Genomic DNA, 16778 nt, shown 5'->3' on the forward strand with positions numbered 1-16778 from the left:
ACCAGGGCTTCGACCTCATGACCCGCGGCGAATCCATCCGCGGCGTCGTTGTCTACTGAGCCATGCCCTGACCTGAGGCCAGAAACGCGGCGGGGAACCTTCCCCGCCGCGCCACGTTCCTCCTGCTGGATGACACGGCAGTAAGGAATCGCCTCATGAAGAACCGTATCGCCGCCACCGGCCTCGCCCTGGCCCTGCTGGCCGCCCCTGCCCTGGCTCCCGCCGCCCATGCCGCCGACCGCCGCCCCACCGAGGCCGAGGCCAGCCGCATCACCGAGGTGCTGCGCGCCCAGGGCTACCGCGACTGGCGCGGCATTGAGATGGATGACGGCATCTGGGAGGTGGACGACGCCGTGGCCTCCGATGGCAGCCGCCGCGACGTGCGCGTGACGCCGGACGATTATACGATCATCGCCCGTGGCACCGAGAACCGCCTGGCCAATATCGAGGAAGCCGCCCGCATCGGCGATGCGCTGAAGCGCGAGGGCTTCGATCGCTACGAGACCGCCAAGCTGGACGACGGCCTGTGGAAGATCGACAATGCCGTGCGCGCGGATGGCAGCCGCTACGACCTGACGCTGGTGCCTGGAACGCTGCGCATCCTGCACCGCGACCGGGAAGACTGAGCCACACATGTCTCTTGACGGAATGACCGACGAGGCGATCCGCGCCCTGCTGATGAACACGCAGCGGATCGCCGTGGTGGGGGCCTCGGCCAACCCCTCCCGCCCCTCCTTCGGCGTCACCGGCTTCCTGGTGGACCGGGGCTTCGATGTGACGCCGGTCAACCCGGGGCTGGCGGGGCAGCAGCTGCATGGCAGCACCGTCGCGGCTTCCCTGGCCGAGGCCGGCAAGCTCGACATGGTGGATATCTTCCGCCGCAGCGAGGAAGTCGGGCCGGTGGTGGACGAGGCCATCCGGCTCGGCGCCCGCACCATCTGGATGCAGCTCGGCGTCATCGACTCGGCCGCCGCCGCGCGGGCGCGGGAAGCGGGCCTGACGGTGGTGATGGACCGCTGCCCCTTGATCGAGTGGCGCCGCCTCGGGATGGCCATGAGCGCCTGAAGCAGGGCATTCCATGACAAAAGATTGCTGGAAGTTAATCTGCGCTTGAACTCGGCCCGGCGCTGCGCCAAGTCCCTTGGCACGTGCCGGGCCGTGCCCGCCGCGTGCCGACCATCGTCTGGAAAGGCCCCGCGAGGGGAAGGGACATGACCGAAGAAGAACGCCGCATCATCTCCGCCTTTGTTGAGCGTATGGCGGGTGTGGCCGCCCCGCAGCAGCCCGCTTCCCCCTGGGGCGGCAGCAGCGTGCCCTCCGTCCAGTCCCGTCCGCCGCTGCCGCCGGTGGACCCGGAGGCCGATCGCCTGATTGGCGATCTGTTCGCCCGCTACCCGGAAGCGCGCTACCGCCTGACCCAGACCGCCTTTGTGCAGGAACATGCGCTGGTGCAGGCACAGAACCGCATCCAGGAGCTGGAATGGCAACTGGAGAACACCAAGCGCCAGGCCCAGGCCGCGCAGCAGAGTAGCGGCCGTGGCGGTCTCTTCGGCGGCATGTTCGGTGGTGGCGGCCAGCAGCGCCCGGTGCCGATGGCGCCGCCGCCGCAGCCGATCCAGCCGCCCATGGGCTATAACCCCGGCATGATGCAGGCCGGCCGCGGCCCCAGCTTCCTTGGCTCCGCCCTGACCACGGCGGCGGGCGTCGCGGGTGGCATGGTGCTGGGCAATGCGCTGATGAACATGTTCGATGGCGGCGCGGCGGAAGCCGCCACCAGCGCCGCCAGCAGCGTCGGCGACTTCGCGCAGGAAGCGGTGCCGGCCTCCAGCCCCTGGACGGACCCGGGCCAGGATGCCGCGCCCTTCGACGACAACGGCGGCTGGAACAATGACGCCGCCGCCGATGGTGGCTTCGACGACCCCGGCTTCGACGACGCTGGCTACGACGAGGACATCTAAGAAGAGGCGGGGGCCGCGCGCCGGCCCCCTGTTGCCGCCAGCAGGCCGCCGCCCGCCACCAGCAGGGCGGCGGCCAGCACGCGCCAGCCCGCCTGCCCTTCCCCCGCCGCCAATAGCAGCAGGGTGGAAGCGATCGGCACGGCATAGGCCAGGGTGCCGAGCAGCCGCGGGTCGCCGCGCTTCATGCCGTCGTCCCAGAGCAGAAAGGCCGCGCCCAGCGGCCCCAGCCCCATCAGCACCACCGCGCCGGCCTGGCGCGCATCGGGCCAGACCGTGGGCTCGAAGATCAGGTGCGCCACGCCGGCCAATAGCGCCGCGCCCAGGCAGAAGCCCGCCACCGCCTCCGTCGGCACCGCCGCCGCCCGGCGCGCGGTGATGGAATACAGCGCCCAGACCAGCGCCCCCGCCGCCGCGCAAAGAAAGCCCGGCATGGCCCCGGCCGGAAAGCCCGCACCGCCGCCCACCAGCAGCACGCATCCGGCAAAGCCCAGCGCCACCCCCACCAGCCGCGCCATTCCCAGCGGCAGCCCCAGCAGCGGCGCGGAGAGAAGCACGATCAGCAGCGGCCAAAGGTAGTTCAGCAGATTGGCCTCCACCGCCGGCGCCAGCGCCAGGGCGGCGAAATACAGCGCGTGGTAGCCGAAGAGCCCGCCCACCCCATGCGCCCAGGCCAGCCCGCCCTGCCGCAGCAGGCCCAGCCGCCCCCGCACCGCCACCACCAGCAGCGCCGCGATTCCGCCCACCGCCATGCCCATGGCCGTCATCTGCAAGGGCGGAATGCCGGCGGCCAGCCGCGCCAGCAGACCCAGGAAGGCCCAGAGGGCCAGGGCGCCGCAGCCGGCGATGTCGTGGCGGTTCATGCCGGCAGGCCCATGCCAGCCTCCGCAACCAAGCGCGGGCGGGGGCATTGTTGCGGCAGTGACGAAGGAGCTTTTGCCATGGGCTTTCTGGTCCGCACGCTGATCACGGCCTTCGCCTTCTGGGTCGCCGAGATGCTGATCGAAGGCATCAGCTTCACCGGCCCGTTCAACATGTTCATCGCTGCCATCATCTTCGGGCTGGTGAATGCGCTGATCCGCCCCGTCATCGCGCTGCTGTCGCTGCCGCTGACGGTGCTGACCCTGGGGCTTTTCACCCTGGTGGTGAATGCCGTCATGTTCGCCATCACGGCCGGGCTGATGCCGGGCATGCGCGTCTCCGGCTTCTGGGCGGCCTTCTTCGGGGCCATCATCGTCTGGGTGGTGTCCTGGGCCGTCAATCGCATGATCGGCGACCGCGCCGCCGCGCGCTGAAAACAACATGGCCCGGGTGGAGCGATTCACCCGGGCCTGACGCTCCGTGCGGCGGGTGCGTCAGTACATATGCTGGCCGCCGTTGATCGAGAGCGTGGAGCCGGTGATGAAGTCGGCATCATCGGCGGTCAGGAAGCAGACGCCGCGCGCGATATCCACCGCGTGGCCCAGGCGCCCCACGGGAATGCGGGCGATGATCTTCTGCAGCACATCCTCCGGCACCGCGCGCACCATCTCCGTATCCACATAGCCGGGCGCGATGGCATTGACGGTGATGTTGAAGCGCGCGCCTTCCTGCGCCAGGGCCTTGGTGAAGCCATGGATGCCGGACTTGGCGGCGGCATAGTTCACCTGGCCGTATTGTCCGGCCTGCCCGTTGATCGAGCCGATGTTCACGATGCGGCCGAACTTGCGGCCGCTCATGCCATCCCACACCAGCTTGGCGAGGTTGAAGCAGGAGCCGAGATTGGTGTCGATCACCGCATCCCACATCTCGCGGTCCATGCGCTTCATGGTGCCGTCGCGCGTGATGCCCGCGTTGTTCACCAGGATCTCGATCGGCCCGTGCTCGGCCTCGATCTTCGCCACCGCCGCGCGGCAGGCCTCGTAATCCGAGACATCGAACTTGATGGTCGGGATGCCCGTCCGCTCGGTGAAGGCCGCCGCCGCGGCATCATTGCCCGCGTAGGAGGCGACGACCTTGCGGCCCGCCTTCAGCAATTCCTCGCTGATGGCGGCGCCGATACCACGCTGTCCACCGGTGACCAGGGCCAGTCGAGCCATTGCGATATCCTCCTGTTGCAGCGCCTGTTGTAGCCGCGCCGGCTGCTCAGCGCAGGGGCAGAGCGTACATCAACCCACCACGGTTCCAGAGGTTGTTCAATCCGCGGTCCAAACGAATCGGTGATCCCGAACCCAGGTGCCGCTCGAAGCTTTCCCCATAATTGCCGACCTGGCGGATGACCTGGAAAGCCCAGTCCTCCGGCAGCCCCAGGGCCTTGCCGAAGCCGGGCGTGACGCCGAGCAGCCGCTGAATATTGGGGTCCTGGCTGTTCTTCATCTCGGCGACATTGGCGCGGGTGATGCCCATCTCCTCCGCCTCGATCATGGCTGACAGCGTCCAGTAGACGATGTCGCGCCATTCCTCGTCGCCATGGCGCACCATCGGGCCCAGCGGTTCCTTGCTGATGCGTTCGGGCAGGATGACATGGTCATCCGGCGCGCGCAGGGCGGAGGCGCGCAGCGCCGCCAGCTGCGAGGCATCGGTGGTCATGGCATCGCAGCGGCCGGACTGGTAGGCGGCGGTCATCTCGTCCATCGAACTCAGCACCACCGGCTGCACGCGGATCTTCTCGCGCCGCGCCCAGTCTCCCAGGTTCAGCTCGCTGGTGGAGCCGGGCAGCACGCAGACGGTGGCGCTGTCCAGTTGCTTCGCCGCGCCGATATTGGCGGCCTTGGGGGCCATGAAGCCCTGGCCATCGTAGAAATTCACGCCCGCCATGTTGAAGCCGAGGGAAGTGTCGCGCGTCAGCGTCTGCGTCACATTGCGCGCCAGCACATCCACCTCGCCCGATTGCAGGGCGACGAATCGTGTTTGGTAGGTGGTGGGCACGAAGCGCACCCTGGTGGAATCGCCCAGCGCGGCGGCGGCGATCGCACGGCAGAAATCGGCATCCAGCCCCTGGAACTCGCCCTTGCTGTCGGGCGCCGAGAACCCGGCCACGCCCGCATTGACGCCGCAAACCAGCTGGCCGCGCGCCTTCACGCCTTCCAGCGTCGGCCCCGCCAGGGCGGGCAAGGCAGCCGCCAACAGCGGCAGCGACATCATCAGGGTCTTGATCACGCGCATTCGTCCAGGGCTCCACGGCCATCCATGTGCCACGGTATGGCCTGCATTGCGTTCTGACTATGGCCCTGGACGAAAGATTGCGCTTGCGATGTCGATCTCCAACAATGTAGGTCACGATTACGTGACTAATTGTATCCCGCGTTAACGCCCGCGCCGAGAGGCTTCCATGGCGACATCCCATCCCCCGCGCGGCATCCAGCAGCGCGCCGACCAGAGCGCCCTGCTCCTGATGCTCGGCTATGTCGAGGCGGAGTGCCGCGCGCTGGGGGCGGAGGAAGCCGCCCGCCATATCGCCCAGGCGCAGAGCCTGCTGGATGCGCTGGCGGAGCCGGAAAAGAACGCCCTGCTGCGGGCCGCCGCCTGCGGCCGGGCCTGAGGTTTACACCGATTTTCCTTGGCCGGCCCCGGGCAATGGTTTAAGCCGCGCCGACCCCAACATCAGCCCCCGGTGAGCCCTGACATGGACACCCCGATTGCCGCGGTTCTTTGGACCGAGCAGGCCCGTCGCGACCTTTCCTCCGTGCTGCGCCTTCTGGGACACGCGGAACGCTGCTGCCAGGACCTGGGGTCCGAGGAAGCGGCGGCGCTGGTGGCGCAGGCCATGGCGCTGCTGGCGCGTGACGGCGCCGCGCGCAAGATGGCGGCCTGAGGCCCAAGGCATAGTCCGCTGAGGCGCCGGCGCCTCAGCCGGCGCGGCGCAACTGGAACAAGGCCTGCTCGCCGAACAGGTTGGCCAGGCGGATGGAGCGTTCCCAGGGCGCCTTCAGCCCACGCTCGTCCACCGCCAGCCAGCGCTCGACCGTGTAGCCATCCGTGGCGCAGAGGTCGAAGAAATCCAGCAACGTGCAGGGATGGATATTGGGCGTCTCGTGCCAGGGGCGGCCCCAGGTTTCCGTCATCGGCATGCGGCCGGTCAGCAGCAGCTTCATCCGCACTTCCCAATGGCCGAAATTCGGGAAGGAGACGATGGCGTGCCGGCCGATTCGCAGCATCTGCCGCAGCACCTCGCGCGGCTTCTCCACCGCATGGATGGTGCGGGAGAGCACCACGTAATCGAAGGCGCCGTCGGGATAGAAGGCGAGGTCGTTGTCGGCATCGCCATGGATCACCGCCAGCCCCTGCGCCACGGCGGCGGTGGCCTGGGCCATGTCGATCTCGATGCCGCGGGCATCGGCGCCCTTCTCGCGCGTCAGGTGCTCCAGCAGCGCGCCGTCGCCGCAGCCGATATCCAGCACGCGCGCGCCGGGCGGGATCATCTCCGCGATCAGCCGCAGGTCGAGCCGCATGTTCTTGGCGACGTAGCGGATGGGGGTCGAAGGATCGGGCACGGGCAAGGGGATCCAGCGGAAAGCGTTGCCCTTTCTATACCGGCCATGCGGGCTGGGGGCGAGGCCCCGGAAACGACGAGGGGGCGGACCTGAGGCCCGCCCCCTTCTTCGATCCCGCCGGGCCGCCACCGGGCGGCCTCGCGTGTCTTCTCAGCGCGCCACGCTGTTCAGCGACTGCAGGGCGCTGGCGCGGTCGCCACGCTGGGCGGCGACACGGGCCTCGCTGATGGGGCGCAGTTCGGAGCGGTCAGCACCGCTGTTCAGCAGGCGGGTCTCCGCCTGTTCCAGCGAGGTGACGGCGGCGGCATAGCGGCCACGCTGCAGCGAGGCGCGGGCGCTGTTCAGCAGCGGGCCCACCTGGCTGGCCGCCGAGGCATTGGCGGCATTGGCGGCCGGGGTGCCGCGCATGCCGGGGCGGGCGCGGTTCTGGCTGGCCGCTTCCTGCATGGCGCTGCTGTTGTTGTCGCCGGGCACCTGGCCGCCGTAGCTGATCACCGGCTGGCCATCGCGGTTGTCGATGATGCGCGGCACACCGCCATCCTGCATGCCTGGGCCGCGCGGGCCGGAATACTGGATCACCGGCTGATTGTCGCGGTTATCGATGATGCGCGGCGTACCGTTGGTGGTTGGCACCATGCCATCCGGGGACTGGCGCATGAAGTTCTCGATATTGGTGTCGCCGGCGCCGCTGCTGCTGCCGCCGGTCCCCTGCGCCATGACAGGCGCCGCGGCGCCGATGGCGAGGATGGCGACCGCTGCGGTCAGGGTGTTCCTGATGGACATAGGGTCTTCTCCGTCTTGTTCTCGACCTGCGCGGCCCATCCAGGAAGGAATGTGCGCGCCCTGTTCGTTGTGGTTCTAGAACGCCGAGGAGATGACTCGGTTTTCGACAAAGAGTTACGCTGACGTTATGCGGTTCTGAGCCCGGCGCGCTCCGCCGCGCCGCGCAGGAAGCCCCCCATCGCGGCATGGAATTCCGGCTCGTCCAGCAGGAAGGCGTCATGCCCCTTGTCGGAAGCGATCTCCACAAAGGAGACATTGGCGGCGGCGGCGTTCAGCGCCCGCACCAGCGTGCGGCTCTCGGCCGTGGGGAAGAGCCAGTCGCTGTCAAAGGAGGCGACGAAGAAGCGCGTGCCGGTGCCCTGGAATGCGGCGGCCAGGTTGCCGCCGTGCTCCGCCGCCAAGTCAAAGTAATCCATGGCGCGGGTGATGGTCAGGTAGCTGTTGGCATCGAAGCGGCGGACAAAGGTGCTGCCCTGGTGGCGCAGGTAGCTCTCCACCTCGAAGACATCTTCCAGGAAGGTCAGGGCCGAGGCGCCGCGCAGCCGGCGGCCGAATTTCCGCGCCAGGGCGGATTCGGAGAGATAGGTGATATGCGCCACCATCCGCGCCACCGAGAGGCCGCGCGCCGGGATGCGTCCATCCTCCCAGTAGCGGCCACCCTTCCAGTCCGGGTCGGAATGGATGGCGGCGCGGCCGACCTCGTGGAAGGCGATGTTCTGCGCGCTGTGGTGGGTGGCCGTGGCGATGGGTGCCGCGGCGAAGACCATCTCCGGGAAGGTGGCCGCCCATTCCAGCACCTGCATGCCGCCCATCGAGCCGCCGATCACGGCCAGCAGGCGGGAGATGCCAAGGTGGTCCACCAGCAGCTTCTGCGCCCGCACCATGTCGCGGATGGTGATGGAGGGGAAATCGGTGCCCCAGGGCCGGGTCTGGCCCCCGGCATCCGTCATCATCTCCCTCGGGCCGGTGCTGCCCATGCAGCCGCCCAGCACATTGGCGCAGATCACGAAGAAGCGGTCGGTATCCACCGGCTTGCCGGGGCCCACCACCGCCTCCCACCAGCCGGGCTTGCCGGTGATGGGGTGCGGCTCCGCCACATACTGGTCACCGGTCAGGGCGTGGCAGATCAGCACGGCGTTGCCGCGCGTGGCGTCCAGCCGGCCATAGGTGCGGTAGGCCACGGTGACGGGCGCGATCACCGCGCCGCAATCCAGCGCCAGGCCATCCGGAAAGGTGACGGCCTGGTGCTGCACCGGCGCGGCAGCGGATTCGACGGTCTGCGAGGCGGGGGACTGTGTCATGCCACCTGACTCAATAGAATCGCGCGCGCCCCAGGTCCATCATGGCGCGGCCCGGTGGAGGCAAGCATGCCCTCATCGCCGGGGACAAGCCGCGCTTGGCGTGGAGCCAGGAGGGGATTATTGCTGAGCCGCCACCATGCCCGACCAGACCCCGCCCGCCTCCCCTGACCCGGCCTCGCCGCCTGCCCCGATGGATGCCCCCATGGACCTTCCCCTGGATGCCCTGGTGGCCGCCCCTGTGGCTGCCCCCCTCGACCTCGCCGCCATGCGCGCGGAGATCGACCGGATCGATGACGCGCTGCACGACCTGCTGATGCGGCGGGCGGGCATTTCCGCCACCATGGCCGCCAGCCGCGTGAAGGGCACCGCCGCCACCTTCCGCCCGGCGCGGGAGGCGATGATCCTGCGCCGCCTGCTGGGCCGCCACAGCGGCCCCCTGCCGCGTGGCGTGCTGGTGCGTCTTTGGCGTGACATCATCGCATCCTCCCTGGCGCAGCAGGGCGCCTTCGCGATGGCGGTGCAGGGCGCCGCCGACAGCAAGGCCGCGCATCTGGCGCGCGGCCATTTCGGCCTGCTGACGCCGATGAAGCTGCTCCCCACTCCCTCCCGCGTGCTGGCCGCCGTGGCCGGTGGCGAGGCCAGCGTGGCCATCCTGCCCGCGCCCGAGGAAGGCGACCCCGCCGAGGCCGCCTGGTGGATGCAGATGGAAGCCCCCCGCCTGCAGGTGGTGGCGGCCCTGCCCTTCCTGGCCGGGCGCGACGGCGCCGAGCCCCAGGCCTTCGCCATCGCCCCCATCGCGCCGGAGCCCAGCGGCCAGGACCGCACGCTGCTGCGGCTGGAGCCGGCGCCCGAACAAAGCCGCGCCCGCATCATCGCCGCCTTCGCCGCCGCCGGCCTGCCGCCGCGCTGGCTGCAGCGGCGGGACCTGCCGGCGCCCATGGCCCTGGCCGAGGTGGAGGGCTTCCTGACGCCCGACGACCCGCGCCTCGCTGCCCTGCCCTTCCCGCGCATCCAGATCCTCGGCGCCTATGCCGAGCCCGTGACAGAAGACCCCGCCCCATGACCGTGCTGCCGCGCCCCTCCATCCTGACCATCGAGCCTTATGTCGGGGGCGAGTCGAAGATCCCGGGCGTCAACCGGATCATCAAGCTCTCCTCCAACGAGGGCGCCTTCGGCCCGCCGCCCAAGGCGATCGAGGCCATCACCCAGGCGGCGCGGGAAGCCCACCGTTACCCGGATGGCGGCGCCACGGCGCTGCGCAACGCCATTGGCGCCAAGTATGGGCTGGACCCGGCGCGCATCGTCTGCGGCAATGGCTCGGACGAGCTGATCTCGCATCTCTGCCTCGCCTATGGCGGCGAGGGCACCGAGGTGGTGATGTCGGCCTATGGCTTCATGATGTACGACATCGCCGCCCGCTATGCCGGCTCGCGCGTACTGAAGGTGGCCGAGCATGACATGAAGGCGGATATCGACGGCATGATCGCCGCCGCTGCCGGCCCCCGGGTGAAGATCGTCTTCATCACCAACCCCAACAACCCGACCGGCACGCTGCTGCCCTCTTCCGAGATTGCCCGCCTGCGCGCCGGGCTGCGGGACGACGTGCTGCTGGTGCTGGACAGCGCCTATGCCGAATACGTCACCGAGCCTGGCTATGATGCCGGCGAGAAGCTGGTGGACGCGGCGGGCAATACCATCATGCTCCGCACCTTCTCCAAGATCTTCGGCCTTGGCGGCATGCGCGTGGGCTGGGGCTATGCGCCCGCCGAAATCATCGAGACGCTGAACCGCGTGCGCGGCCCCTTCAATGTCGCCGCCGCCTCCCAGGCCGCCGCCGTGGCGGCGCTGGCCGAGGAAGGCTGGGAAGCCAAGTCCGTCGCCCATAACAACGAGTGGCGCGGCAAGGTGGTGGCGGCGCTGGAAGCCGCCGGCATCAAGGTCTGGCCGAGCCACACCAACTTCATCCTGCTCGACTTCGGCGCGCCGGAGCGGGCCAAGGCCGCCGATGCGGCGCTGAAGCAGCGCGGGCTGATCGTGCGCGCCATGGGCGGCTATGCCCTGCCACAGTGCCTGCGCATCACCATCGGCACCGCCGAGGAATGCCAGATGGTGATCGACGCGCTGACCGCCTTCGCGAATGGCTGAGCCTCTCTTCCAGCGGCTCTGCATCATCGGGCTGGGGCTGATCGGCTCCTCCATCGCCCGCGTGGCGAAGGAGCGCGGCGGCCTCGCCGCCACGGTGGTGGCCTGCGACACCGGCCCCGGCGTCGCGGCACGGGTGGCGGAGCTGGGCATCGCCGATGTGGTCGAGACCGATGCCGCGCGGGCGGTGGAAGGCTGCGACGGCGTCATCCTTTGCGTGCCGGTGGGCGGCTTCGCGGGCGTCATGGCGGCCATCGCGCCGCATCTGGCACCGGGCGCGGTGCTGACCGATACCGGCTCCACCAAAGGCTCGGTTCTCCGGGACCTGCAGCCGCTGCTGCCGGCGGGCGTCCATCTGGTGCCCGGCCACCCCATGGCCGGCACCGAGCATTCCGGCCCCGATGCCGGCTTCGCCACGCTCTTCGAGGGCCGCTACACCATCCTGACCCCACCCCCCGGCACCGACCCGGCGGCGGTGGAGAAGGTGGCCGAGTTCTGGCGCCGCTGCGGCGCCATGCTGGAGACCATGGATGCGGCGACGCATGACAAGGTGGTCGCCATCGTCTCCCACCTGCCGCACCTGATCGCCTTCACCATCTGCTCCACGGCGGATGACCTGGCGCAGGAGACGCAGGAGCAGGTGCTGAAATTCGCCGCCTCCGGCTTCCGCGACTTCACCCGCATCGCCGCCAGCGACGTGAACATGTGGCGCGACATCTTCCTGAACAACAAGCCGGCGCTGCTGGAGATGCTGGCCCGCTTCAGCGAGGACGCCCAGGCGCTGGGCCGCGCCGTGCGCTGGGGGCAGGCCGATTTCATCGAGGACCGCATCCATCGCGGCCAGAAGGTGCGGAAAAGCCTGATCGCGCTCAAGCAGGCTTGAGGCCGCCGGCGGGAACAGACCCGCCGGGCCGCCGTTGTGCTTCCCACACGGGCCGCAGACGCCCGGACACCAAACAGGGAAGCACAGCATGGCCACCACTGTCGGCACCGAGTCCACCTACCCGCACCTGATCCGCAACCTGCTGTTGCTGGAGCATGATGCGATCGCGGCCTATGAGCAGACCATCAGCCGGCTGGAGAATGCCAGCTACCGCGAGAAGATCGCCGCCTTCAAGGCCGACCACGACCGGCATGTGCAGCAGCTGAACCAGCTGGCTAGCACGGTGGGCGCCGAGGCGCCGCAGGAAGGCGACATGAAGCAGCTTCTGACCACCGGCAAGGTGGCCCTGGCCAGCATCATGGGCGATGCCGCCACGATCGGCGCCATGCGGACCAACGAGGAAGACACCGTCACCGCCTATGAGCGCGCTTCCAACCATGTGGAAGCCCCGGCGGAAGCGCGGCAGATCTTCCAGGCCGCCCTGCAGGACGAGCTGCGCCACCGCGCCTGGATGGAAGAAACCTCCCGCGCCGGCTGAGGATCGAATGCCCTCCGAGATGGACTCCTTGTGAGGACACCCGGAGGGCCGCTGCCTCGTTATGGCGGCATGGTCCCAACGGCCATCGGCAGGCATCCCCCCGTGCCCTGCCAGACGCCCGCCAACTCCCCCAAGGGCGCAGAACCGGAAGCAGGAGAACGACACTCATGGCTGGCATCAAGACATTCGACGACCTGTTCCTTCACACGCTGAAGGACATCTATTACGCCGAGCGGCAGATCCTGAAGGCGCTGCCGAAGATGGCCAAGGCGGCCGAGGACGAGGCGCTGCGCGACTCCTTCAAGCTGCACCGCGAGCAGACCCAGGGCCAGATCGAGCGCCTGCAGCAGGTCTTCGAGGCGCTGGGCAAGCGCGCCCAGGGCGTCACCTGCGAGGCCATCAACGGCCTGATCGAGGAAGCCGAGGAGCTGATCGAGGAAGCGCCCGAGCCGAGCCCGGTGCGTGACGCCGGCCTCATCGCCTCCGCCCAGGCCGTGGAGCATTATGAGATGGCGCGCTACGGCACGCTGATCGCCTGGGCGCAGCAGTCCGGCAAGAACGACATCGTCACGCTGCTGCAGCAGACGCTGGACGAGGAAAAGCAGACCGACGCGCTGCTGACCAAGATGGCGACCGAGCAGGGCAAGAACCGCCAGGCTGCCGAAAAGGCCGCCTGAGCTTCAGGACGACACACTGCGCGGAATGGGGCCTCCCGTCTTGGGAGGCCCTTTTTCGTCTCAGGCGGCCAGGCGGATGTGGCGGCCTTCCATGGCCTCCACCCGCAGCACGCCGACGATCTGGCCGAGATTGCCGGCCACCAGATGCAGCATCTCCAGCGGCATGGCATCCAGGCCGATCTCGACCCGCAGGTATTCACCCTCGCGCTGTGCGCGCAGCCGGTCGGGGATCAGGTCGCGCTTGGCCAGCGGCTCCAGCACGCGGGACAGCAGGCCAGGATAGGCTTCGGCCACCACGGTGAAGCGGGCGGCGGAGACGGCACAGGAAAGGTCAGACATGGGAAGAACGGGTCCGGATGATCGGCGCCATGCGCTGGCGCGGCTGCTTGAGGAGGCGTGCGGGGTCATCCCGGCCGCTGCCCCCCGCAGGGCGCTCAGGCGGCCGGGCCGCTAATCATCATCCGGAGGGACGTCATGCGGCGCATGGCCAGAGCATAGGCACCGTTCCGCTTCAGGGACAAGGCGGCATGCGCAGAGCCGCCATGCGCGCTGCGCATTTCCCATAGGTCGTTTCGGGGAGCGAAGGTGCCTTGTGCCCTTTCCGGCACGCTTTATCTGTAGCTCCATGCAAACCATTGTCACTGTCCTGCTCGCCTTGGCGATGCTGGGCACCCTCGGGGTCCTGTTCGCCGGCATGTTCGGGCTGGCACGGGGGCAGGATGGCGCCCGCTCCAATACCCTGATGCGCTGGCGGGTCTGGCTGCAGGGTATCGCGCTCGCGCTTTTTGTCATCCTGCTGCTGATGAGCCGGAGCTGAGCATTCCATTCCGGCCACGATCGGAGCTGGCAGCCCAGGCGCTTTGCCACGCACCTGCCTGGCCTTGCCCTGACCTGCCCGCCTGTCCGCAGCTTCGCTGCCTCCCGACAGGCGGCTCCCGGATCACGTTTCCGCGCCCGCCACGGAGAAGATGCGCGAGGCCCGCGCGAGACCACGCCACCCAGCAGGGCGTGACAGTGTCGCCGGCCATGGCGCTGCCCGCCGGCGCTTATGGCAAGGGCGAGGAGGCGGCGTGACTGTCCAAGCGGTCGGTCCCGACTTGCCATCTCCCATGACGCCGCCCTAGTTTTCCGGCGCGCGGCCGGGAGGCGGGCGCCCGGAGAGGGTGCCCGGGGTCGTGGCGGCGGCTGAAGCGCATCGGTCGCTCCGACCTCGGCAGCATATAACGGTGCAAGAAGGACAGGCCCCACCGATGAAGCTTCTGGTCCCGGTCAAGCGGGTTGTCGATTACAATGTGAAGGTCCGCGTGAAGGCGGATGGCACGGGGGTCGAGACCGCCAACGTCAAGATGTCGATGAACCCCTTCGACGAGATCGCGGTGGAAGAAGCCGTCCGTCTCAAGGAGAAGGGCATCGCCACCGAGATCATCGCCGTCTCCATCGGCCCGGCGCAGGCGCAGGAGCAGATCCGCACCGCGCTGGCCATGGGCGCCGACCGCGGCATCCTGGTGGAAGCCGAGGGCACCGAGCCGCTGGGCGTCGCCAAGATCCTGAAGGCGATCGCGGAGCGTGAGCAGCCGGGCCTCGTCATCATGGGCAAGCAGGCCATCGATGACGACATGAACGCCACCGGCCAGATGATGGCGGCGCTGCTGGGCTGGAGCCAGGGCACCTTCGCCTCCAAGGTCGAGATCGCCGATGGCGCCGCCACCGTGACGCGCGAGGTCGATGGCGGCCTTGAGACGGTGAAGCTGACGCTGCCCGCCATCGTCACCACCGACCTGCGGCTGAACGAGCCGCGCTATGCCAGCCTTCCCAACATCATGAAGGCGCGCAAGAAGCCGATCGAGACGCTGAAGCCGGCCGATCTCGGCGTCGATGCGGCGCCGCGCCTGACGGTGCTGAAGGTGGAGGAGCCGCCGAAGCGCCAGGCCGGCCGCAAGGTCGCCTCGGTGGCCGAGCTGGTGGACAAGCTGCGCAACGAAGCGAAGGTGATCTGAGCCATGGCCGTCCTGATTCTCGCCGACCGCAGCGAAGACCATGTGTCCGTGCCCACCCGCTCCACCGTGGCGGCGGCGACGCAGATCGACCAGGACGTGCATGTCCTGGTGCTGGGCAATGCCGCGGCCGCGCAGGCGGCGGCCAAGCTGCCCGGCGTCACCAAGGTGATCCAGGCCGAGGGCCCGGCCTATGAGCATGGCCTGGCCGAGCCGGCCGCCGCCCTGCTGGTGGCGCTGGCGCCGGGCTACACGCACCTGCTCTCCCCGGGCAGCGCCATGGGCAAGAACATCATGCCCCGCGTCGCCGCGCTGCTGGACGTGCAGATCATCACCGACATCGCCGGCGTGGTGGATGGCGAGACCTTCCGCCGCTTCATCTATGCCGGCAATGCGCTGGCCACCGTGAAGACCGCCGACGCCAAGAAGGTGATGACGGTGCGCGCCGCCTCCTTCGATCCCGTGCCGGCCGAGGGCGGCTCCGCCCCGGTGGAAGCCGCGCCGGGTGCCGAGGTGCCCTCCCTCTCCTCCTTTGTCGGCGCCGAGATCGCCAAGAGCGAGCGGCCGGAACTGACCGCCGCCCGCGTCGTCATCTCCGGCGGCCGCGCCCTGGGCTCGGCCGAGAACTTCGCCATCCTGGACAAGGTGGCGGACAAGCTGGGCGCGGCCGTGGGCGCCTCCCGCGCCGCCGTCGATGCCGGCTACGCGCCAAACGACCACCAGGTCGGCCAGACCGGCAAGATCGTGGCGCCGGAGCTCTACATCGCCGTCGGCATCTCGGGGGCCATCCAGCACCTGGCCGGCATGAAGGACAGCAAGGTCATCGTCGCCATCAACAAGGACGAGGAAGCGCCGATCTTCCAGGTGGCCGACTACGGCCTGGTGGGCGACCTCTTCAAGCTGATCCCGGAACTCGAAGCGGAACTGGGCTGAGCCAATGGCGGAGATCAGCACGCTCGGCGTCATCGGCGCCGGGCAGATGGGCAACGGCATCGCCCATGTCGCGGCGCTGGCGGGGCTCGATGTCGTGCTGGTCGATGTGAAGGCCGAGGCGGTCGAGAAGGCGCGCGCCACCATTGCGCGGAATCTCGCCCGCCAGGTCTCCAAGGGCAGCATCGAGGCCAGCGCCCGGGATGCCGCCCTTGACCGCATCCGGGGCGGCACCGAGATGGCCGCCCTTTCCGCCGCCGACCTCGTCATCGAGGCGGCGACGGAGCGCGAGGACCTCAAGGTCTCCATCTTCAGGCAGGTGGTGCCGCTGTTGAAGCCGGAAGCCATCCTGGCCTCCAACACCTCCTCCATCTCCATCACGCGGCTGGCCGCCGTGACGGACCGGCCGCACCGCTTCATCGGCATGCACTTCATGAACCCGGTGCCGGTGATGAAGCTGGTGGAGATCATCCGCGGCATCGCCACGGATGAGGAAACCTTCAACGCCGTGCAGCAGCTTGCCGAGCGGATGGGCAAGACCACGGCGGTGGCGCAGGACTTCCCGGCCTTCATCGTCAACCGCGTGCTGATCCCGATGATCAACGAGGCGGTTTATGCGCTGCAGGAAGGGGTCGGGGACGTGCGCTCCATCGACGCCGCCATGAAGCTGGGCGCCGCGCATCCGATGGGACCGCTGGAGCTGGGCGATTTCATCGGGCTGGATACCTGCCTCGCCATCATGCGCGTGCTGCACGCGGAGATGGGGGACAGCAAATACCGCCCCTCCCCACTGCTGGTGAAGCATGTGGAGGCCGGCTGGCTGGGCCGGAAGTCCGGGCGCGGCTTCTACGACTACAGCCAGGACCCGCCGCGCCCCACGCGCTGAATCTGCACCGGCATCCGGTTGGGGGTGCCGGATGCCGGTGCCAACCGCATGCCGGTTACTTGACCGGCGTGCGGACCTCGGGGTTGTTCCAGACCGGCTTGCCCAGGTTCACGTCGCTGGGGGAGGTGGTGGCGCCGGTGATCGCGCCGGCACCGCCGCCGATCACCGCGCCCGCGGCCATGCCCACCGGGCCGCCCAGGGCGCCCACGCCCGCGCC

General features: G+C 69.1%; 22 protein-coding genes. 15 read left to right on the plus strand and 7 right to left on the minus strand.

Features of this window, described 5'->3' with window-relative positions; all coding sequences use genetic code 11:
* Positions 1-155: 155 nt before the first annotated feature.
* The 3 genes from IBL25_RS17620 (at position 156) to IBL25_RS17630 (ending at position 1958) form a co-directional block, all read left to right on the plus strand.
* Positions 156-626, plus strand: a complete 471-nt coding sequence (locus IBL25_RS17620; RefSeq protein WP_187779844.1) for a PepSY domain-containing protein — start codon at positions 156-158, stop codon at positions 624-626.
* 7 nt (positions 627-633) lie between these two features.
* Positions 634-1065: a CoA-binding protein gene (locus tag IBL25_RS17625; protein WP_187779845.1), complete on the plus strand. Its 432-nt coding sequence runs from the start codon at positions 634-636 to the stop codon at positions 1063-1065.
* Between the two features lie 146 nt (positions 1066-1211).
* Positions 1212-1958 carry a DUF2076 domain-containing protein gene (locus IBL25_RS17630; protein ID WP_187779846.1) on the plus strand — a complete coding sequence of 249 codons (747 nt, stop codon included), beginning with the start codon at positions 1212-1214 and terminating at the stop codon, positions 1956-1958.
* Here the strand turns inward: IBL25_RS17630 and yddG are convergent.
* Positions 1955-2818 carry an aromatic amino acid exporter YddG gene (yddG, locus tag IBL25_RS17635; RefSeq protein WP_187779847.1) on the minus strand — a complete coding sequence of 288 codons (864 nt, stop codon included), beginning with the start codon at positions 2816-2818 and terminating at the stop codon, positions 1955-1957. The genes IBL25_RS17630 and yddG overlap by 4 nt on opposite strands.
* Before the next feature lie 78 nt (positions 2819-2896).
* Here yddG and IBL25_RS17640 point away from each other — a divergent pair, with 78 nt between their 5' ends.
* Positions 2897-3250, plus strand: coding sequence for a phage holin family protein (locus IBL25_RS17640; RefSeq protein WP_187779848.1), 354 nt, complete (start codon positions 2897-2899; stop codon positions 3248-3250).
* A gap of 60 nt (positions 3251-3310) precedes the next feature.
* On the opposite strand, the gene phbB is transcribed toward IBL25_RS17640, so the two are convergent.
* Together phbB and IBL25_RS17650 are read right to left on the minus strand one after the other, a co-directional pair.
* Positions 3311-4033, minus strand: a complete 723-nt coding sequence (phbB, locus tag IBL25_RS17645; RefSeq protein ID WP_187779849.1) for an acetoacetyl-CoA reductase — start codon at positions 4031-4033, stop codon at positions 3311-3313.
* Positions 4034-4079: 46 nt separating this feature from the next.
* Positions 4080-5099: an amino acid ABC transporter substrate-binding protein gene (locus IBL25_RS17650; protein WP_187779850.1), complete on the minus strand. Its 1020-nt coding sequence runs from the start codon at positions 5097-5099 to the stop codon at positions 4080-4082.
* Between the two features lie 166 nt (positions 5100-5265).
* Here IBL25_RS17650 and IBL25_RS17655 point away from each other — a divergent pair, with 166 nt between their 5' ends.
* Both IBL25_RS17655 and IBL25_RS17660 read left to right on the plus strand, forming a co-directional pair.
* Positions 5266-5475: a hypothetical protein gene (locus IBL25_RS17655; RefSeq protein WP_187779851.1), complete on the plus strand. Its 210-nt coding sequence runs from the start codon at positions 5266-5268 to the stop codon at positions 5473-5475.
* 84 nt (positions 5476-5559) lie between these two features.
* Complete coding sequence (locus IBL25_RS17660; protein ID WP_187779852.1) at positions 5560-5748, plus strand: soj family protein; 189 nt, start codon at positions 5560-5562, stop codon at positions 5746-5748.
* A 34-nt stretch (positions 5749-5782) separates the two neighbouring features.
* Here IBL25_RS17660 and metW read toward each other — a convergent pair whose 3' ends face one another.
* The 3 genes from metW to metX form a co-directional block, all read right to left on the minus strand.
* A complete protein-coding gene (gene metW, locus IBL25_RS17665; RefSeq protein WP_187779865.1) occupies positions 5783-6385 on the minus strand; it encodes a methionine biosynthesis protein MetW in 603 nt (200 codons plus the stop codon).
* A gap of 192 nt (positions 6386-6577) precedes the next feature.
* Positions 6578-7210 carry a hypothetical protein gene (locus IBL25_RS17670; RefSeq protein WP_187779853.1) on the minus strand — a complete coding sequence of 211 codons (633 nt, stop codon included), beginning with the start codon at positions 7208-7210 and terminating at the stop codon, positions 6578-6580.
* Between the two features lie 125 nt (positions 7211-7335).
* Positions 7336-8511, minus strand: coding sequence for a homoserine O-acetyltransferase MetX (gene metX / locus IBL25_RS17675; protein WP_187779854.1), 1176 nt, complete (start codon positions 8509-8511; stop codon positions 7336-7338).
* Between the two features lie 136 nt (positions 8512-8647).
* On the opposite strand from metX, the gene IBL25_RS17680 reads away from it, so the two are divergent.
* From IBL25_RS17680 to IBL25_RS17700, 5 genes are all read left to right on the plus strand, one after another.
* Positions 8648-9574 carry a chorismate mutase gene (locus IBL25_RS17680; protein ID WP_194433755.1) on the plus strand — a complete coding sequence of 309 codons (927 nt, stop codon included), beginning with the start codon at positions 8648-8650 and terminating at the stop codon, positions 9572-9574.
* Positions 9571-10656 (plus strand): histidinol-phosphate transaminase, encoded by a 1086-nt coding sequence (gene hisC, locus IBL25_RS17685; RefSeq protein WP_187779856.1) that lies wholly within the window; start codon positions 9571-9573, stop codon positions 10654-10656. The genes IBL25_RS17680 and hisC overlap by 4 nt, the downstream gene beginning before the upstream one ends.
* Positions 10649-11536 (plus strand): prephenate/arogenate dehydrogenase family protein, encoded by an 888-nt coding sequence (locus IBL25_RS17690; protein ID WP_187779857.1) that lies wholly within the window; start codon positions 10649-10651, stop codon positions 11534-11536. The genes hisC and IBL25_RS17690 overlap by 8 nt, the downstream gene beginning before the upstream one ends.
* Positions 11537-11624: 88 nt before the next feature.
* Positions 11625-12074, plus strand: a complete 450-nt coding sequence (locus IBL25_RS17695) for a DUF2383 domain-containing protein (RefSeq protein ID WP_187779858.1) — start codon at positions 11625-11627, stop codon at positions 12072-12074.
* A 167-nt stretch (positions 12075-12241) separates the two neighbouring features.
* Positions 12242-12751 (plus strand): YciE/YciF ferroxidase family protein, encoded by a 510-nt coding sequence (locus IBL25_RS17700; protein WP_187779859.1) that lies wholly within the window; start codon positions 12242-12244, stop codon positions 12749-12751.
* 60 nt (positions 12752-12811) lie between these two features.
* Here IBL25_RS17700 and IBL25_RS17705 read toward each other — a convergent pair whose 3' ends face one another.
* Positions 12812-13090 carry a hypothetical protein gene (locus tag IBL25_RS17705; RefSeq protein ID WP_187779860.1) on the minus strand — a complete coding sequence of 93 codons (279 nt, stop codon included), beginning with the start codon at positions 13088-13090 and terminating at the stop codon, positions 12812-12814.
* A 286-nt stretch (positions 13091-13376) separates the two neighbouring features.
* Here IBL25_RS17705 and IBL25_RS17710 point away from each other — a divergent pair, with 286 nt between their 5' ends.
* The 4 genes from IBL25_RS17710 to IBL25_RS17725 all read left to right on the plus strand — a co-directional run bounded on the left by IBL25_RS17710 (position 13377) and on the right by IBL25_RS17725 (position 16561).
* Positions 13377-13568, plus strand: a complete 192-nt coding sequence (locus IBL25_RS17710) for a twin transmembrane helix small protein (protein WP_187779861.1) — start codon at positions 13377-13379, stop codon at positions 13566-13568.
* 433 nt (positions 13569-14001) lie between these two features.
* Complete coding sequence (locus IBL25_RS17715; protein WP_187779862.1) at positions 14002-14748, plus strand: electron transfer flavoprotein subunit beta/FixA family protein; 747 nt, start codon at positions 14002-14004, stop codon at positions 14746-14748.
* A 3-nt stretch (positions 14749-14751) separates the two neighbouring features.
* Positions 14752-15678 (plus strand): electron transfer flavoprotein subunit alpha/FixB family protein, encoded by a 927-nt coding sequence (locus tag IBL25_RS17720; protein ID WP_187779863.1) that lies wholly within the window; start codon positions 14752-14754, stop codon positions 15676-15678.
* 4 nt (positions 15679-15682) lie between these two features.
* Positions 15683-16561 carry a 3-hydroxybutyryl-CoA dehydrogenase gene (locus IBL25_RS17725; RefSeq protein WP_187779864.1) on the plus strand — a complete coding sequence of 293 codons (879 nt, stop codon included), beginning with the start codon at positions 15683-15685 and terminating at the stop codon, positions 16559-16561.
* Positions 16562-16778 lie beyond the last annotated feature (217 nt).

Origin of the sequence: Pseudoroseomonas ludipueritiae, from assembly GCF_014490445.1 — a bacterium.
Classification (GTDB): Bacteria; Pseudomonadota; Alphaproteobacteria; order Acetobacterales; family Acetobacteraceae; genus Pseudoroseomonas; species Pseudoroseomonas ludipueritiae.

Coding starts and splice junctions, on each gene's coding strand:
- IBL25_RS17720 (WP_187779863.1), top strand. CDS start 14,752: ATGGCCGTCCTGATTCTCGCCGACCGCAGCGAAGACCATGTGTCCGTG.
- metX (WP_187779854.1), bottom strand. CDS start 8,511: ATGACACAGTCCCCCGCCTCGCAGACCGTCGAATCCGCTGCCGCGCCG.
- phbB (WP_187779849.1), bottom strand. CDS start 4,033: ATGGCTCGACTGGCCCTGGTCACCGGTGGACAGCGTGGTATCGGCGCC.
- IBL25_RS17640 (WP_187779848.1), top strand. CDS start 2,897: ATGGGCTTTCTGGTCCGCACGCTGATCACGGCCTTCGCCTTCTGGGTC.
- IBL25_RS17670 (WP_187779853.1), bottom strand. CDS start 7,210: ATGTCCATCAGGAACACCCTGACCGCAGCGGTCGCCATCCTCGCCATC.
- IBL25_RS17710 (WP_187779861.1), top strand. CDS start 13,377: ATGCAAACCATTGTCACTGTCCTGCTCGCCTTGGCGATGCTGGGCACC.
- IBL25_RS17700 (WP_187779859.1), top strand. CDS start 12,242: ATGGCTGGCATCAAGACATTCGACGACCTGTTCCTTCACACGCTGAAG.
- IBL25_RS17655 (WP_187779851.1), top strand. CDS start 5,266: ATGGCGACATCCCATCCCCCGCGCGGCATCCAGCAGCGCGCCGACCAG.
- yddG (WP_187779847.1), bottom strand. CDS start 2,818: ATGAACCGCCACGACATCGCCGGCTGCGGCGCCCTGGCCCTCTGGGCC.
- IBL25_RS17725 (WP_187779864.1), top strand. CDS start 15,683: ATGGCGGAGATCAGCACGCTCGGCGTCATCGGCGCCGGGCAGATGGGC.
- IBL25_RS17690 (WP_187779857.1), top strand. CDS start 10,649: ATGGCTGAGCCTCTCTTCCAGCGGCTCTGCATCATCGGGCTGGGGCTG.
- IBL25_RS17715 (WP_187779862.1), top strand. CDS start 14,002: ATGAAGCTTCTGGTCCCGGTCAAGCGGGTTGTCGATTACAATGTGAAG.
- IBL25_RS17680 (WP_194433755.1), top strand. CDS start 8,648: ATGCCCGACCAGACCCCGCCCGCCTCCCCTGACCCGGCCTCGCCGCCT.
- hisC (WP_187779856.1), top strand. CDS start 9,571: ATGACCGTGCTGCCGCGCCCCTCCATCCTGACCATCGAGCCTTATGTC.
- IBL25_RS17695 (WP_187779858.1), top strand. CDS start 11,625: ATGGCCACCACTGTCGGCACCGAGTCCACCTACCCGCACCTGATCCGC.
- IBL25_RS17625 (WP_187779845.1), top strand. CDS start 634: ATGTCTCTTGACGGAATGACCGACGAGGCGATCCGCGCCCTGCTGATG.
- IBL25_RS17650 (WP_187779850.1), bottom strand. CDS start 5,099: ATGCGCGTGATCAAGACCCTGATGATGTCGCTGCCGCTGTTGGCGGCT.
- IBL25_RS17660 (WP_187779852.1), top strand. CDS start 5,560: ATGGACACCCCGATTGCCGCGGTTCTTTGGACCGAGCAGGCCCGTCGC.
- IBL25_RS17620 (WP_187779844.1), top strand. CDS start 156: ATGAAGAACCGTATCGCCGCCACCGGCCTCGCCCTGGCCCTGCTGGCC.
- metW (WP_187779865.1), bottom strand. CDS start 6,385: ATGCGGCTCGACCTGCGGCTGATCGCGGAGATGATCCCGCCCGGCGCG.
- IBL25_RS17630 (WP_187779846.1), top strand. CDS start 1,212: ATGACCGAAGAAGAACGCCGCATCATCTCCGCCTTTGTTGAGCGTATG.
- IBL25_RS17705 (WP_187779860.1), bottom strand. CDS start 13,090: ATGTCTGACCTTTCCTGTGCCGTCTCCGCCGCCCGCTTCACCGTGGTG.